16 protein-coding genes are annotated in these 14,587 nt (G+C 55.4%); all 16 read right to left on the bottom strand.

Features of this window, described 5'->3' with window-relative positions; genetic code table 11:
- Nucleotides 1-2: 2 nt before the first annotated feature.
- A complete protein-coding gene (gene acpS, locus AC9UEO_RS01685; protein ID WP_509529043.1) occupies nucleotides 3-407 on the bottom strand; it encodes a holo-ACP synthase in 405 nt (134 codons plus the stop codon).
- Nucleotides 404-1,138, bottom strand: a complete 735-nt coding sequence (locus tag AC9UEO_RS01690; protein WP_509529045.1) for a pyridoxine 5'-phosphate synthase — start codon at nucleotides 1,136-1,138, stop codon at nucleotides 404-406. The genes acpS and AC9UEO_RS01690 overlap by 4 nt, the downstream gene beginning before the upstream one ends.
- The gene (recO, locus tag AC9UEO_RS01695; RefSeq protein WP_509529047.1) at nucleotides 1,135-1,929 is read right to left on the bottom strand and encodes a DNA repair protein RecO; all 795 of its coding nucleotides are present in this window, start codon (nucleotides 1,927-1,929) and stop codon (nucleotides 1,135-1,137) included. The genes AC9UEO_RS01690 and recO overlap by 4 nt, the downstream gene beginning before the upstream one ends.
- Nucleotides 1,892-2,839 carry a GTPase Era gene (gene era / locus AC9UEO_RS01700; protein ID WP_509529049.1) on the bottom strand — a complete coding sequence of 316 codons (948 nt, stop codon included), beginning with the start codon at nucleotides 2,837-2,839 and terminating at the stop codon, nucleotides 1,892-1,894. The genes recO and era overlap by 38 nt, the downstream gene beginning before the upstream one ends.
- Nucleotides 2,815-3,513 carry a ribonuclease III gene (rnc, locus tag AC9UEO_RS01705; protein WP_509529050.1) on the bottom strand — a complete coding sequence of 233 codons (699 nt, stop codon included), beginning with the start codon at nucleotides 3,511-3,513 and terminating at the stop codon, nucleotides 2,815-2,817. The genes era and rnc overlap by 25 nt, the downstream gene beginning before the upstream one ends.
- Before the next feature lie 2 nt (nucleotides 3,514-3,515).
- A complete protein-coding gene (gene lepB / locus AC9UEO_RS01710) occupies nucleotides 3,516-4,517 on the bottom strand; it encodes a signal peptidase I (RefSeq protein WP_509529095.1) in 1,002 nt (333 codons plus the stop codon).
- Entirely contained in the window at nucleotides 4,517-6,325 is a 1,809-nt protein-coding gene (gene lepA, locus AC9UEO_RS01715; RefSeq protein ID WP_509529053.1) for a translation elongation factor 4, read from the bottom strand. The genes lepB and lepA overlap by 1 nt, the downstream gene beginning before the upstream one ends.
- A 465-nt stretch (nucleotides 6,326-6,790) precedes the next feature.
- On the bottom strand, nucleotides 6,791-8,332 hold the full coding sequence (locus tag AC9UEO_RS01720; protein WP_509529056.1) for a DegQ family serine endoprotease: 1,542 nt from the start codon (nucleotides 8,330-8,332) through the stop codon (nucleotides 6,791-6,793).
- A gap of 102 nt (nucleotides 8,333-8,434) precedes the next feature.
- Nucleotides 8,435-9,679, bottom strand: coding sequence for a beta-ketoacyl-ACP synthase II (fabF, locus tag AC9UEO_RS01725; RefSeq protein WP_509529058.1), 1,245 nt, complete (start codon nucleotides 9,677-9,679; stop codon nucleotides 8,435-8,437).
- A gap of 15 nt (nucleotides 9,680-9,694) precedes the next feature.
- Nucleotides 9,695-9,934, bottom strand: a complete 240-nt coding sequence (gene acpP / locus AC9UEO_RS01730; protein ID WP_509529060.1) for an acyl carrier protein — start codon at nucleotides 9,932-9,934, stop codon at nucleotides 9,695-9,697.
- 81 nt (nucleotides 9,935-10,015) lie between these two features.
- Nucleotides 10,016-10,765, bottom strand: a complete 750-nt coding sequence (gene fabG / locus AC9UEO_RS01735; protein WP_509529063.1) for a 3-oxoacyl-ACP reductase FabG — start codon at nucleotides 10,763-10,765, stop codon at nucleotides 10,016-10,018.
- A gap of 5 nt (nucleotides 10,766-10,770) precedes the next feature.
- Nucleotides 10,771-11,721, bottom strand: a complete 951-nt coding sequence (gene fabD, locus AC9UEO_RS01740; protein ID WP_509529066.1) for an ACP S-malonyltransferase — start codon at nucleotides 11,719-11,721, stop codon at nucleotides 10,771-10,773.
- 1 nt (nucleotide 11,722) lies between these two features.
- Complete coding sequence (locus AC9UEO_RS01745; RefSeq protein ID WP_509529069.1) at nucleotides 11,723-12,724, bottom strand: beta-ketoacyl-ACP synthase III; 1,002 nt, start codon at nucleotides 12,722-12,724, stop codon at nucleotides 11,723-11,725.
- Nucleotides 12,725-12,733: 9 nt separating this feature from the next.
- Nucleotides 12,734-13,768, bottom strand: a complete 1,035-nt coding sequence (plsX, locus tag AC9UEO_RS01750; protein ID WP_509529072.1) for a phosphate acyltransferase PlsX — start codon at nucleotides 13,766-13,768, stop codon at nucleotides 12,734-12,736.
- A gap of 88 nt (nucleotides 13,769-13,856) precedes the next feature.
- Complete coding sequence (rpmF, locus tag AC9UEO_RS01755; protein WP_509529074.1) at nucleotides 13,857-14,039, bottom strand: 50S ribosomal protein L32; 183 nt, start codon at nucleotides 14,037-14,039, stop codon at nucleotides 13,857-13,859.
- Between the two features lie 87 nt (nucleotides 14,040-14,126).
- Nucleotides 14,127-14,587, bottom strand: a 461-nt coding sequence (locus AC9UEO_RS01760; RefSeq protein WP_509529076.1) for a YceD family protein, incomplete at its 5' end; no start/stop codon positions are given.

The raw sequence follows: 14,587 nt of genomic DNA on the forward strand, positions 1-14,587 counted from the left end.
GTTTAAGCAGCGGTTTGTTCAACAATCACATGGCTGGTGGCGTAGTCGGTTTCGTCACTCAGAGTGACATGGGCACGCAGTTGCCGCTTGGCGCACCACTCTTTCAAAGCACCATGCAGCACGATGGTGGGTTGGCCACTGGGCAAACGTCCTACCTCGCAATGTCGCCACGTCATGGGCATGCGCATCCCCAGACCAATGGCTTTGCTGAACGCCTCCTTCACCGAAAAACGGGTGGCCAAAAAACGCACACCACGGTCTGGCCAACGAGCACTGCGAGCACGAAAGGTTTGCATTTCAGCGTCGCTCAAGACCTTGAGGGCAAAGCGCTCGCCGTGGCGATCGAAGGCCGCGCGGATGCGACGGATATCGCAAATATCGGTGCCTATGCCGTAAATTTGACTCATGACTTGAGGCAATCCAAATAAGCTTTCACCGTGTCGGTGTAGCCCCTCTCAAGGGCATCAGCCATGAGGGCGTGGCCAATCGATACCTCTTTCAAACCCTGCACTGCCCGCACAAAGTCATGCAAATTGGCCAAATTCAGGTCGTGTCCGGCGTTGACTTCCAAGCCTGCTGTAAGCGCTGCCTGAGCGGTATGAACGAACTTTGCCAATATCGCCGCGCCTTGGGGCCTGCCATGGTTAGCGGCATAGGGTTCGGTATACAGTTCAACGCGGTCAGCGCCCACTTCCTTTGCAAACTCCATGGCTGCAGGGTCTGCATCCATAAAAAGGCTGACACGTGCGCCCCAAGCTTGGGCTTGTGCGATGAGTGGTCGCAGTCGCTTGGCGTCATCGGGAAAGCGCCAACCATGGTCGGAGGTGAACTGGCCTTGGGCATCCGGCACGAAGGTCACCTGCTGCGGCCTGACCTGTTCCACCAAGGCCATCAGGTTGTGAAAAGGGTTGCCCTCGATGTTGAATTCACGGTCTGGCCAGGCTTTGAGCAATTTAGCCAAATCGAACACATCGCTGTCGCGGATATGGCGTTGGTCGGGGCGGGGGTGAACTGTGATGCCATGCGCTCCGGCTTGCAAACACAAGGTGGCCGCTCGGGTGACGCTGGGGATACCCAAGTGACGGGTGTTGCGCACCAGCGCGACTTTGTTCAGGTTGACAGATAAATGGGTGTTCATAAAGCTTGCAATTCCATCATCACTTGGCGGGTGCGCAAGCTGTTGACGCCGCAATGGTAGTGCAAGAGGTTGCGCAACTGGGTTTGCAACGCACTACGCAACTCGGGTGCGAACTCGGCGCAACACCGCAGCAAGGCAGTTAAAGGCGCATCGGTGGCAACCGCAGCATGCAACTGCAGCCAATGGCTGCCGCGCAAAGCAGCACCCTCTTCAACTGCTCTGAGCCCCCCTTCTGCAAACAAGGCATAGCAGGCCTCTGGTTGCAGCGCTTGCAAGGTTAAGGTTTGCACCGACAGGTCTGGCAAAAATCCAATATCTCGCAGCAGCAGAAACTCAAAGGAACGCAACAAAGGCGCGATGGTGTTGTCCAAACCGCTGGCCAATACCTTCACGGTCTGGCGGTAGGTATCAAACAACGCGGGGTGGGCATCGTCACGTGCCAGCAAACGCAACAAGAGTTCGTTCAGGTAATAGCCCGACAGCAAAGCCTCGCCGCTGGGCATGACATGACCACCCGCCCACTCGGCACTTTTCAAGGTGCGAATTTCTGCGTCGCCGCCATAACAAAGTGACAAAGGTTGCAGGGGCAGCAAGACGGCACGCAAATTGGAGGTGGGGCGTTTGGCGCCTTTGGCGACCAAAGCCACCCGCCCATGGTGGCGGGTGAAGACTTCGAGAATGCGGCTGGATTCGCTCCAGTCGTAGTGATGGAGCACAAAAGCGGGTTCATCCAAAACCCGAAGAGTTGCCGCTTTACTCGTAGCCAAAGCTGCGAACCCGCGCCTCGTCATCGGCCCAGCCCGAGCGCACTTTCACCCACAGTTCAATAAAGACTTTGGCGTCCATCAGTTTTTCTAACTCTTGGCGAGCGAGTGTGCCAATTTGCTTGAGCCGCTCGCCGCCCTCGCCAATCACCATGGCTTTGTGGCCATCGCGCTCGACCACGATGGTGGCAGCAATGCGCACCATGCGCGACACCGTTTTGCCCGGCTCCTCGCTGAATTTATCAATGATGACGGTAGATGTATAGGGCAATTCGTCACCCGTGAAGCGAAAGAGTTTTTCCCGAATGATCTCGCTGGCCAAAAACTTTTCGCTACGGTCGGTGAGTTCGTCCTCGCTGTACCACCATGGCTGTTCAGGCAAGTAGGCTTGGCACTGGGTCAGCAAACGCTCGACGTCCTTGGCGTTTTTTGCCGACATAGGCATGAACTGCGCAAACGGGTGGCGTGTTTGCATGTCTTGCAACCACGGGGCGATGTCTTCTCGGCGGTGCACTTTATCGAGCTTGTTGGCAATGAGCAATGCCGGAATGCCTTTGTGCAACAGTGCCAGCACTTTGGCATCTGCCGCTGCAAAGCTGCCCGCATTGACCACGAACAACACCAAATCCACATCGCTCACAGCACCCATGACGGTTTTGTTGAGCGAACGGTTCAAGGCGTTAGCGTGGTCGGTTTGAAAGCCAGGTGTGTCTACAAAAATAAACTGCGTATCCCCTGCGCTGCGTATGCCGGTGATACGGTGGCGTGTGGTTTGCGCTTTGCGTGAGGTGATGCTGATTTTTTGACCTACCAAGGCGTTGAGTAAGGTGGATTTGCCCACATTGGGCTTGCCCACGATAGCCACCAAACCGCAGCGTTGTTTGCCAGTCGTTGCAGGTATCAAAGGTTCTGTCATAAAGGATGCTCCTGCAGCCATTGGAGCATGGCGGCCGCGGCGGCTTGCTCGCCACTGCGACGTGAATTACCAATGCCGCGCTGGGCTTGCTTTATCTCAGCGATTTCGCACTCGACATCGAAGGTTTGTTGGTGTGCCGCACCGGTGGTGCCTGCCACACGGTAGATGGGCAGTTGCATACGCCGGGCTTGTAGCCACTCTTGCAATTCAGTTTTGGTGTCTTTGGCAGCAGCGGACATCGTCGGGGAAATAGCCACCTTCTCAAACAAACGCAGCACCAAGCCTTCAGCAGCGTCGTACCCCGCATCCATCAACACTGCACCAATGATGGCTTCTAAGGCGTCAGCCAAGATAGAGGGGCGCTGTTGACCCCCTGAGCGCATCTCGCCCTCGCCCAAACGGATCAAGCCACTCAAGCCCAAGTCCAGTGCCAAACGGTGCAAAGTGTCTTGCTTGACCAAATTGGCGCGTACACGGGAGAGGTCACCCTCGGGTTGATCCCGCAAGGCTGTGTAGAGCATTCGAGACACCGCCAAATTGAGCACCGAGTCGCCTAAAAACTCTAGGCGCTCATTGTGTTGGCTGCTGAAACTGCGGTGGGTCAACGCCAACTCCAGCAACTTTGGCTCGGCAAAGCGGTGCTTTAACCTGTCTTGCAAGCCCGAGGTGGTCAGCTTCTCATGCACCTCGGTCATCGTCAGTCAAAACCACCAACTCGGCTGGGATTGCCAAAATTCATCCAGACAAAAAAAGCTTTGCCCACGATGTTTTGGTCGGGCACAAAGCCCCAGTAGCGTGAATCCAAGGAGTTATCGCGGTTATCACCCATCAGAAAATAGTGACCTGCAGGGACTTTGCAAATAAAACCTTCGACGTTGTAAGTACAATTTTCTTTGTAGGCAAAGTCATCTATGCCACTCACAAAAGCCGGCGCACGTTCTTCGTTCAACAAACGGTGGGTCCGCAGGTTTTTCATATCAGCAGGTGTGCTGCCAATTGGCATGGGCTCTTCGAACTGCTTGCTGTAGCGCATATTGTCAGCATCAAAAAATTCTGGGACGGCGGTTTTACCCACTTGTTGCCCATTGATGGTGAGATGCTTGTTGATATAAGCGATCTCGTCACCAGGCACGCCAATGACACGCTTGATGTAGTCTAAGCTGGGCTTGGGTGGGTAGCGAAACACCATCACATCACCACGTTGCACGGGGTTGCCGTCAGTGATTTTTTTATTGATGACGGGTAAGCGAACGCCATAGTGGAATTTGTTCACCAAAATCAAATCACCCACATGCAAAGTAGGGATCATGGAGCCGGAAGGAATTTTGAAAGGTTCAAACAAAAAAGAACGCAAGATGAAGACTGCGGCAATGACAGGAAACAAACCTGCGGTCCAATCCAGCCACCAGGGTTGGCGGTAGATCTCTTCTACTTTGGACGCCAGTTGCTGATGCTCTGGCGGTTTGGCTATGCCTTGTTGCATCAACTCTTGTTCACGCTTGGCATATTGGTCCTGCAAAGCTTGAGCGGTGCGTTGACGATTCGGCCAAAAATACAATTTTTCAGCCACCCAATAAACTCCGGTGACGGTGGTGGCCATCAATAACAGCAAAGCAAAATTGCCTTCAACAATGCCGGCGTACCAAGCACCCGCGTAAGCGACAAAAGCGGCCAGCACCAAGCCGGTGAAGGCGGCGATCAATCTTCCACCTGCAATATCGCCAAAAAGGCTTCTTGGGGAACTTCTACCGATCCGATTTGTTTCATGCGTTTCTTGCCTGCTTTTTGTTTCTCTAAAAGTTTGCGCTTGCGACTGATGTCGCCACCGTAGCATTTTGCCAGCACGTTTTTACGCAAGGCTTTGATGGTTTCGCGCGAAATGATGTTCGCGCCGATCGCTGCTTGTATGGCCACATCGAACATTTGACGGCTGATGATTTCACGCATTTTGGAGACCACTGCGCGGCCACGGTACTGCGACTGGCTGCGGTGAACAATGATGGACAGGGCGTCCACCCGCTCACCATTCAACAAAATATCGACCTTCACCACGTCTGCAGCGCGGTATTCTTTGAACTCGTAGTCCATTGACGCATAACCACGGCTGACACTTTTGAGCTTGTCAAAGAAGTCCAAAACAATTTCACCCAGCGGCATTTCATAGGTCAGCATCACCTGTCGGCCGTGGTAGGCCATATTGAGCTGCACACCACGCTTTTGATTAGCCAAGGTCATGACCGCGCCCACATAGTCTTGCGGCATGTAAAGGTGCACGGTGACGATGGGTTCGCGGATTTCTTCCATCTTGCTGGTCTCGGGCATCTTGGAGGGGTTCTCCACCATGATGACCTCGCCATCGGCTTTGAGCACCTCATAAACCACGCTTGGCGCGGTGGTGATCAGGTCTTGATCAAATTCCCGCTCTAAGCGCTCTTGCACGATTTCCATGTGCAGCAGACCCAAAAAGCCGCATCGAAAACCAAAACCCAAGGCTTGCGAGACCTCGGGTTCATAGCGCAATGAAGAATCGTTGAGCTTGAGTTTTTCCAAAGCATCACGCAGGGCGTCATACTGGTTTGCCTCGGTGGGGTACAGGCCTGCAAATACCTGCGGCTGGATTTCCTTGAAGCCCGGCAGGGCTTGCTCTGCCGGCCCAAGGTTATTGGGCAGCTTCTTCTCCAAGGTAATGGTGTCGCCCACCTTGGCAGCTTGCAGCTCTTTGATGCCCGCAATGATGTAACCCACCTCACCGGCTTCCAACGAATCGCGTGACTCGTTGGCAGGGGTGAAGACGCCCAAGTTGTCGGCGTTGTAGACCGCATTGGTGGCCATCATCTTGAAGCGCTCACCTTTGGCCAAGCGGCCATCGACCACCCGCACCAGCATGACCACGCCCACATAGGTGTCGAACCAGCTGTCGACGATCATGGCGCGTAAGGGCGCATCGGGATTGCCTTTGGGTGGCGGGATTCTGGCAACCACCGCCTCCAAAATCTCATCCACACCCATACCGGTTTTGGCCGAACAGGGAATCGCTTGCGAGGCATCAATGCCGATCACATCTTCAATTTCTGTTTTGGCGTTCTCAGGGTCGGCCGATGCCAAATCCATCTTGTTGAGCACGGGCACCACCTCGACGCCCAAGTCGAGTGCGGTGTAACAGTTGGCCACCGTCTGCGCTTCTACGCCTTGGCTGGCGTCGACTACCAACAAAGCGCCTTCGCAGGCAGACAAAGAGCGGCTCACCTCATAAGAAAAGTCCACATGACCTGGTGTGTCGATCAAATTCAGGTTGTAAATTTCTCCGTCCTTCGCCTTGTAACGCAGCGAAGCGGTCTGCGCCTTGATGGTTATCCCCCGCTCCTTCTCGATATCCATCGAGTCGAGAACCTGCGCTTGCATCTCTCTGTCGCTCAAGCCGCCACAGCGCTGAATCAAGCGGTCTGCAAGCGTGGATTTGCCATGGTCAATGTGCGCAATGATGGAAAAATTTCTGATGTGGTTCATCAAGGCAAGCTGTTAAGTATCTGAATTCACAGAGGAGAAAACCATAAAAAAGGGCGCGTCAGGTTATGACGCGCCCGGAACCAACAATCTATGGCAACTGCGATAGTTGGGGTTTCATTGTAGGGAAAAAGGCACTTGCCCAAAGCCCTTACAAGCCCCTCAAGCCAACGTTGCGACCCTACGACACATAGATTATTCACAATTTATCCACAGAATCAGCGCGAAAACAACAGAACAACTTGTGGGTGAGCTGTGGATCGTTGGGGGGAAAGTCTTCTGAATCTCGCATGGTGGTCATTTACGGTCTTTTTATATCAATTTAGATTTTTAGAATCAATTCTTTAGATGATTTTATATTTAAAAAAAGCGACCTAGCGGTAAACCTGAAAACTGAAAATATATTTTTATAGCGTTGGGAGAATCCGTCAAATACCGTCAAGGGTAAACCCTTTGTATTCAAAGGGCTTAGCGCGGGCGAATCACGGTGTACTGCGCCCACTCTCCCCGACGCAACAAGACATTGATGGGCTTGCTTTTGTCCAAGCGCGTAAGCAGTTGGGTGAAAGCTTTCACATCAGCTACCTCGGTGTTGGCAACCTGCACGACGACGTCACCCTCTCGGATACCAGCTTTCAAAGCCGGGTCAGCCACAGCATCCACACGGACACCGCCTTTGAGGTTGAGTTCTTTTTTCAAGGCATCGGTCAAATCACTGACCGTCAGACCCAGCAACTGGGTTGCATTCGGCGGAGTGGTTTTTTCAGGGGTGGTTTTTTGAGCAGTGCGGTCAGGCTCAAACTCGCCCACCATGATGGGGTAGTCCTTGGTGGTACCACGCCTGAACACAGTCACTGTGCTGGCGGTGCCTGGTTTGGTGCCGCCTACAGCGCGAGGCAGGTCAGACGATTTTTCTATCTTCTTACCGTCGAACTTCAAAATGATGTCGCCAGCTTCAATGCCAGCTTTGTCGGCAGGGGAACCCGCCTCGACGTTGCTGACCAATGCGCCTTGTGGTTTACCAAGGCCGAGGGACTCGGCGACTTCCTTGCTCACATCGCCAATGCCCACGCCCAAGCGACCGCGTTGAACACGGCCAGAAGCGCGCAATTGGGTGCTGACCTGCACAGCTTCATCGATGGGGATGGCAAAAGAAATGCCCATGAAGCCACCCGAGCGGGAATAGATTTGACTGTTAATGCCCACCACCTCGCCACGCATATTGATGAGCGGCCCCCCCGAGTTGCCAGGGTTAATGGCCACATCGGTTTGGATAAATGGCAAATAGTCGCCGGTGTCGCGGCCTTTGGCGCTGACGATGCCAGCTGTGACGGTATTTTCCAAACCAAAAGGCGAACCAATGGCCATCACCCATTCACCAACTTTGAGTCGGTTGGGGTCGCCGATTTTCACAGGGGGCAGACCACTGGCCTCGATCTTGACAACGGCCACATCGGTGCGTTTGTCTGCGCCCACAATGCGTGCAGTGAACTCACGTTTGTCGGTGAGTGTGACGATCACTTGGTCAGCACCATCGACCACATGGGCATTGGTCATGATGAAGCCATCTGTGGTCAAGATAAAGCCTGACCCCACACCGCGTGGTTGCTCTTCGGGTTGCTGTTGCTGAGGGCGGTTAGGTTGTCTGGGCTGACCGGGTGTGCCGGGCTTGCCGGGCGGGGGCATGCCAAAAAAACGGCGAAACAGTTCTTGCAACTCTTCGTCGCTGGGGCCACCGCTGTTGGGGCCGCCATTATTGGGGCCACCATTGTTGGGGCCACCCGCCACAGGACTGGCAGAGGCTTTTTCTAATGTCCGAATATTCACTACCGAAGGACCCACAGCCTCCACCAAATCGGTGAAATCGGGCAAGGTACGAACCGCGCCACTGGACTGCGCCCAAGCAGACTGCAAAGGCAGCAGTGCAGGCGCACTCCAAAGCACAGCCGTCACGCTTAAAGCGCCCATCCACAAGCCCATGCGCATGTCTTTGAATTTGCTCAACATCATGTTTAGCTCCAAAACCTAATAGAGGTGGTTGTATTTGAAAAAGTCAGCATCTGTAATCAGGTACCGGCATCACCTCAGCAAAATCGGGGCAATCTCGCGTTTTTAAAGACGTTTGAACACCAAAGTGCCGTTGGTTCCACCAAAACCAAAATTATTTTTGACTGCGACCTCAATTTTCATATCGCGGGCCGTGTTGGGGCAATAGTCCAAATCGCACTCGGGGTCAGGGGTGTGCAAATTGATGGTGGGGGGGGCTTTTTGGTCATACAAGGACAAAACCGTGAACACACTCTCAATGCCGCCAGCCCCACCCAACAAATGGCCGGTCATGGACTTGGTCGAACTGACCACCAAGGACTTGGCGTGGTCACCAAAAGCCGCTTTGATGGCCTGGGTTTCGTTGATGTCCCCCAACGGGGTAGAGGTGCCATGGGCGTTGAGGTATTGAACCTGATCAGCGTTGATCTGCGCATTGGCCAAAGCACTGCGCATGGCGCGTCGTGGGCCGTCCATATTGGGGGCAGTCATGTGCCCGGCGTCGGCACTGCGGCCATAGCCAATCAATTCGGCATAAATGCGTGCGCCTCGGGCTTTAGCGTACTCATACTCCTCCAGCACCACCACGCCTGCACCCTCGCCCAACACAAAACCATCGCGATCGCGGTCCCAAGGGCGCGAGGCACTTTGCGGATCGTCATTGCGAGTGGAAAGGGCTCGCATGGCGGCAAAGCCGCCCAAGCCCAGTGGCGACACCGTGGCTTCTGCGCCACCAGCAACCATGACATCGGCGTCGCCGTATTCGATGATGCGACCAGCCTCACCAATGCTGTGCAAACCTGTAGAGCAGGCAGTGGCGATGGCTAAATTGGGGCCTTTAAAGCCGCAGCGCATGGACACATGGCCGGAGATCATGTTGATGATGGAGGCAGGCACGAAAAACGGCGAAATGCGCCGTGGCCCACGAGACATGAGTTCATCGCGCATGTTTTCAATCAGCGGCAAACCACCAATGCCAGAACCAATCAGGCAACCTATGCGGTGAGAAGCCTCTTCATCCAACGCTTCACCGGTAGCCAAACCCGCATCCGCCACCGCTTGCAAGCCAGCAGCCACCCCCAAATGGATGAAGCGGTCCATGGTGCGCGCTTCTTTGGGTGAGATATAGGCGTCGAGGTTGAAGTTTTTCACCTCTCCGGCAAAGTGGCAGGCGAAAGCGGACGCATCAAAGTGGGTGATGCGGTCTATGCCAGATTGACCGGCCAAAATGCGTGTCCAGGATTCCTGTGCTGTGTTTCCCACCGGAGACACACAGCCCAAGCCTGTCACGACCACGCGACGACGGCTCATGCGAAACCTCGGTAATTAGGCTTTTTTATGCGCCAGTGCGTAATCGATAGCGTTTTGCACGGTGGTGATTTTTTCCGCGTCTTCGTCTGGAATTTCAATGCCAAACTCGTCTTCCAAGGCCATGACCAGTTCCACAGTGTCCAAGGAGTCAGCGCCCAGATCGGCCACGAAGGCTTTTTCGTTGGTGACTTGTGACTCTTCCACGCCGAGTTGTTCGGCAATGATTTTTTTGACACGTGTTTCGATATCGCTCATATTTCCCTCAAAGGGTTGGTTAGAAGTCCACGATTTTAGCCGCGCGGACGAAACGGCTTGCTAATGGCTTATACCAAGGTATCAGGCCATGAACATCCCGCCATTGACGTGAATCTCTTGCCCAGTGATGTAAGACGACTGCACACTGGCCAAAAAAGCCACGGCGTGGGCCACATCTTCTGGTTTTCCTAGGTGGCCCAAAGGGATTTGGGCCAGCAAAGCTTGTTGTTGTTCGGGCGGCAGGCCGGCGGTCATGTCGGTGTCGATAAAGCCCGGTGCCACGCAGTTGACCGTGATGTGGCGACTGCCCAGCTCTCTGGCCAAGGCGCGGGTCATGCCGGCCACGCCCGCTTTGGCAGCAGCGTAATTGGCTTGGCCGGGGTTGCCCGAGGCGCCGACCACGCTGGTGATGTTGATGATGCGGCCATAACGCTGCTTCATCATGGGTTTCATGACCGCGCGGCTCAAGCGAAACACCGCCTTGAGGTTGGTGTCGATGACCGCGTCCCAATCGTCGTCTTTCATGCGCATGGCCAAGGTGTCGCGGGTGATGCCGGCATTGTTGACCAGCACATGCAAGCCGCCTGATGCTTTGACGATGCCGTCGACCAAAGCTTGCACCTGTTCGGCGTCGTTGACTTGCAAACAAGCGCCTTGGCAACCGGCAAACGCCGACAGGTGTTCGCTGATGCGGACCGCGCCCTCAGGCGTGGTGGCGGTGCCGGTGACGTGAAAGCCTTGTTGCGCCAAGGTAAGCGCAATCGAGGCGCCAATGCCGCGTGAGGCACCGGTGACCAAGGCGATAGGAGGGGTGGTGTCTGGCGTGGTCATGGTTTTCAAGAAAGAAGGGTTTGCACCTGTACCAAGGTAGCGGGGTCAAACAAGGGGGCGGCTTGCAAACTGGCCTCAATGCGCGGGGTCATACCGGCCAACACTTTGCCAGGACCGCATTCCACCACATGGGTCACGCCGCGCTGCTGCAAGGCACGAATGACTTCGACCCAACGCACCGGCCCAAAGGCTTGACGGTAGAGGGCGTCGCGGATGTCGTCAGCGCTGCTGGGGCTGGCCACATCGATGTTGTTGATTAAGGGGATGGTGGGCGCTTGCAAGGGAACATTGGCCAAAGCCACACGCAAACGCTCGGCAGCGGGCTTCATCAAGGCACAGTGAAACGGCGCGGACACGGGCAGCGGCAATGTGCGTTTGGCACCGGCGGCCTTGAGCATCTCGCAGGCTTTGTCCACGCCTGCTTTGCTGCCGGAAATCACGGTTTGGCCGGGGTCGTTGAAATTGGCGGCTTGCACCACCTCAGAACTGCCCGCGCCGAAGCTGGCTTGCGCTTCTTGGCAAATGGCATTAACTTGATCAGACGGCAAACCCAAGACCGCCGCCATGGCACCGGTACCGACGGGTACCGCCTCTTGCATGGCTTGGGCACGCAGCCGCACCAAAGGCACGGCTTGGGCCAAGCTGAGCACGCCGCTGGCCACCAAAGCAGAATATTCACCCAAAGAATGGCCCGCCACAAAAGCTGGGGTCGCACCACCCTCAGAGCGCCAAACGCGGTAAGCGGCGACAGCGGCCACCAGCATCACCGGTTGGGTGTTGGTGGTGAGGGCCAAATCTTCTTTGGTGCCGGCATGGATGAGTTGGCCCAAGTCTTGGCCCAAAGCCGCACTGGCCTCGGCCAAGGTGTCGCGCACCACGGGGTTATCGCCCCACGCATCCAACATGCCCACCGACTGTGAGCCTTGACCCGGAAATACAAAAGCAAATGTCTTCATATCAATAGCGAAAAAGTACCGAGCCCCAAGCGAAACCGCCACCCACGCCTTCGAGCATGACCAATTGGCCGGGCTTCATTTGCCCTGAACGCACACCAGCGTCCAGCGCCAAGGGAATGGAAGCAGCCGAGGTGTTGCCGTGCTCGGCCACGGTCAAAATGACTTTTTCCATGGGAAGTTTGAGTTTTTTGGCGGTGCTTTGGATGATGCGGATATTGGCTTGGTGCGGCACCAACCAATCGAGGTCGGCATCTGTCAGCCCTGCTTTGTCAAGCACCGCACGTGCCGTGCCTTCGAGCACACCCACAGCCAACTTGAACACGCCTTGGCCGTCCATTTTCAGCACCGGGTCGCCCAAGATGTGGCCGTTTTGCACGTGGCCTGGGACGCACAGCAAACCCACATGCTTGCCGTCGGCATGGATGTCGGTGGCCAAAATGCCGGGTATGTCCGAGGCTTCGAGCACCACCGCACCCGCGCCGTCGCCAAACAACACGCAGGTGGTGCGGTCTTTGAAGTCGAGCAATCGGGAAAACACTTCCGAGCCCACCACCAAAGCACGTCGGGCATTGCCCGCGCGGATCATGGCGTCGGCCACACTCATGGCGTAAACAAAACCAGCGCACACGGCTTGCACATCAAAAGCAGGTGCACCGGCAATGCCCGCCGCATCGGCATCGAGTTGCGCCAGCTTGTGCTGCAAGATGCAGGCGGTGGACGGGAACACCATGTCGGGCGTGGAGGTGGCGACGATGATGAGGTCGATGTCTTGCGGGCGCTTGCCCGCGGCTTGCAAAGCGTTTTTGCAGGCCTCAAAGGCCAGATCGCTGCTAAAAACACCCGTGTCGGCAAAGTGGCGCGCCCGAATGCCGGTGCGCTCGACGATCCATTCGTCGGAGCTCTCCACCCCATCGGCGGCCAGTTGGGCGACCAAATCGGCGTTGCTCAAGCGGCGCGGGGGCAGGTAACTGCCGGTGCCGGAAATGCGGGAGTAAACAGTCATGTCAAAGCTTCAGGCTATGGTCTCTGCAGCCATGGCCGCTGCCAGCAAGGGTGCGGCATGGGCCAAACGGCGCTCCACGCGGGCCAGCAATTGGTGATGAGCTGCATCATACGCACGGCTCAAGGCCACCTCAAAAGCCAAAGCATCTGCCGAACCGTGGCTCTTGAACACCAAACCACGCAAACCCAGCAAGGCTGCGCCGTTGTGGCGCCTATGATCAACCAGCCTTTTAAAGCCACTTAGCGCAGGATAAGCGATGATGCCTGCAATTTTCGTGAAAATGTTGACAGAAAAGCTTTTTTTCAAGAAACCACTGATCATGCTTGCCAAGCCTTCACTGGCCTTCAGGGCGACATTGCCAACAAAACCATCACACACCACGATATCGACGGTGCCATGGAAAATATCATCGCCTTCAACATTGCCATAAAAATTCAAATCACCACTTTTAGCGGCAGATCGCAACAATTCAGCTGTTTTTTTGGTATTTTCGCCACCTTTGATATCTTCTTCGCCGATATTGAGTAAACCCACTGTGGGGTTTTCATCGCCATTGAGAACAGAAACCAAGGCCGTTCCCATTAAAGCAAATTGCAACAAATGCTGAGGACTGCAGTCCACATTGGCACCCATGTCGAGCATGGTGGTGGCACCGCCCTTGGCATTAGGAAATTGTCCTGCAATCGCTGGGCGGTCAATACCATCTAGGGTTTTCAGTACATAACGGGCAATGGCCATGAGGGCGCCGGTATTGCCGGCAGAAATTGCCGCATCCGCCTTGCCGTCACGCACCTGCTCAATAGCGATGCGCATGGAGGAGTCTTTTTTGCGCCGCAAGGCAACTTCGAGGGGGTCTTCCATGGTCACCACTTCAGATGCAGCGACTAGGCTTGCACGAGGATGATGGAAATGGGTCAAGGCTTGGGGCAAGCCGACCAAAAGCAATTGGGCGTCAGGATGGTTTTGCAAGAATTGCTTGCAAGCGGCCAAGGTCACGGACGGGCCATGATCCCCCCCCATGCAGTCGACGGCCAAGGTCACCACCGTTGATTCACCTGTTTGAATAATCTAGCGTGCAATGCAAAAAGCCCGCGCCATGCGATGTGCGACGGGCTTTTCAGCGAAACCTCGATCAGGCTTCGGACTTGGTTTTGAGTACTTTGCGACCGCGGTAAAAGCCGGTGGGGCTGATGTGGTGGCGCAAATGCACCTCGCCCGTGGTGGGCTCTAGGGCCAAACCAGGCACGTTGAGTGCGTTGTGTGAACGGTGCATGCCGCGTTTGGACGGGGATTTTTTGTTTTGCTGGACAGCCATGACAGGCTCCTGAAGATCTAAAAGGTTGTGCGGTGAGGCTATGAGCCTGCTGCAAAGAATCAAAGATTATAGCGGAAACTGGGTTTTTCACTGTTTACCCAGCTTCAAGCTGGCCAAAGCAGCAAATGGATTGGGCAAATCGTTGTCGCTGGACTGCGGCAAAGGCTCGTCGCAAGTGATGTGTCGAGGAATCAAGGGCATGGCCAGCAGTAACTCGTCTTCAAGCAAGGTTTGCAAGGTCAATTCGGGGGCGGGCGACAGCAAATCTTCCTCGCAGCCATCGTCCTCGGCCAGCGCAGTGGCCTCGTCAGCCACAAACCGGAAATGCCTGTCCACCTCCAAATTGACCTGCATGGGCAAGAGGCAACGCTGACAGGTTTGCTCGACCGACAGGCTGGCTTTCAGGTTTAGCCACAGTTGCTTGAGTGTGTCGGGGTGGCGAAGTTGGCTTTGCAACTGCCACTCACACACGGGCGATTGCCCCTGGGCGGGCGGTAATGAGACCTGAGCCACCCTTGACAAGTTTGCCAGCGGCGTACTCTGGGTCG

This window comes from Limnohabitans sp. (assembly GCF_040401495.1).
Classification (GTDB): domain Bacteria; phylum Pseudomonadota; class Gammaproteobacteria; order Burkholderiales; family Burkholderiaceae_C; genus Limnohabitans.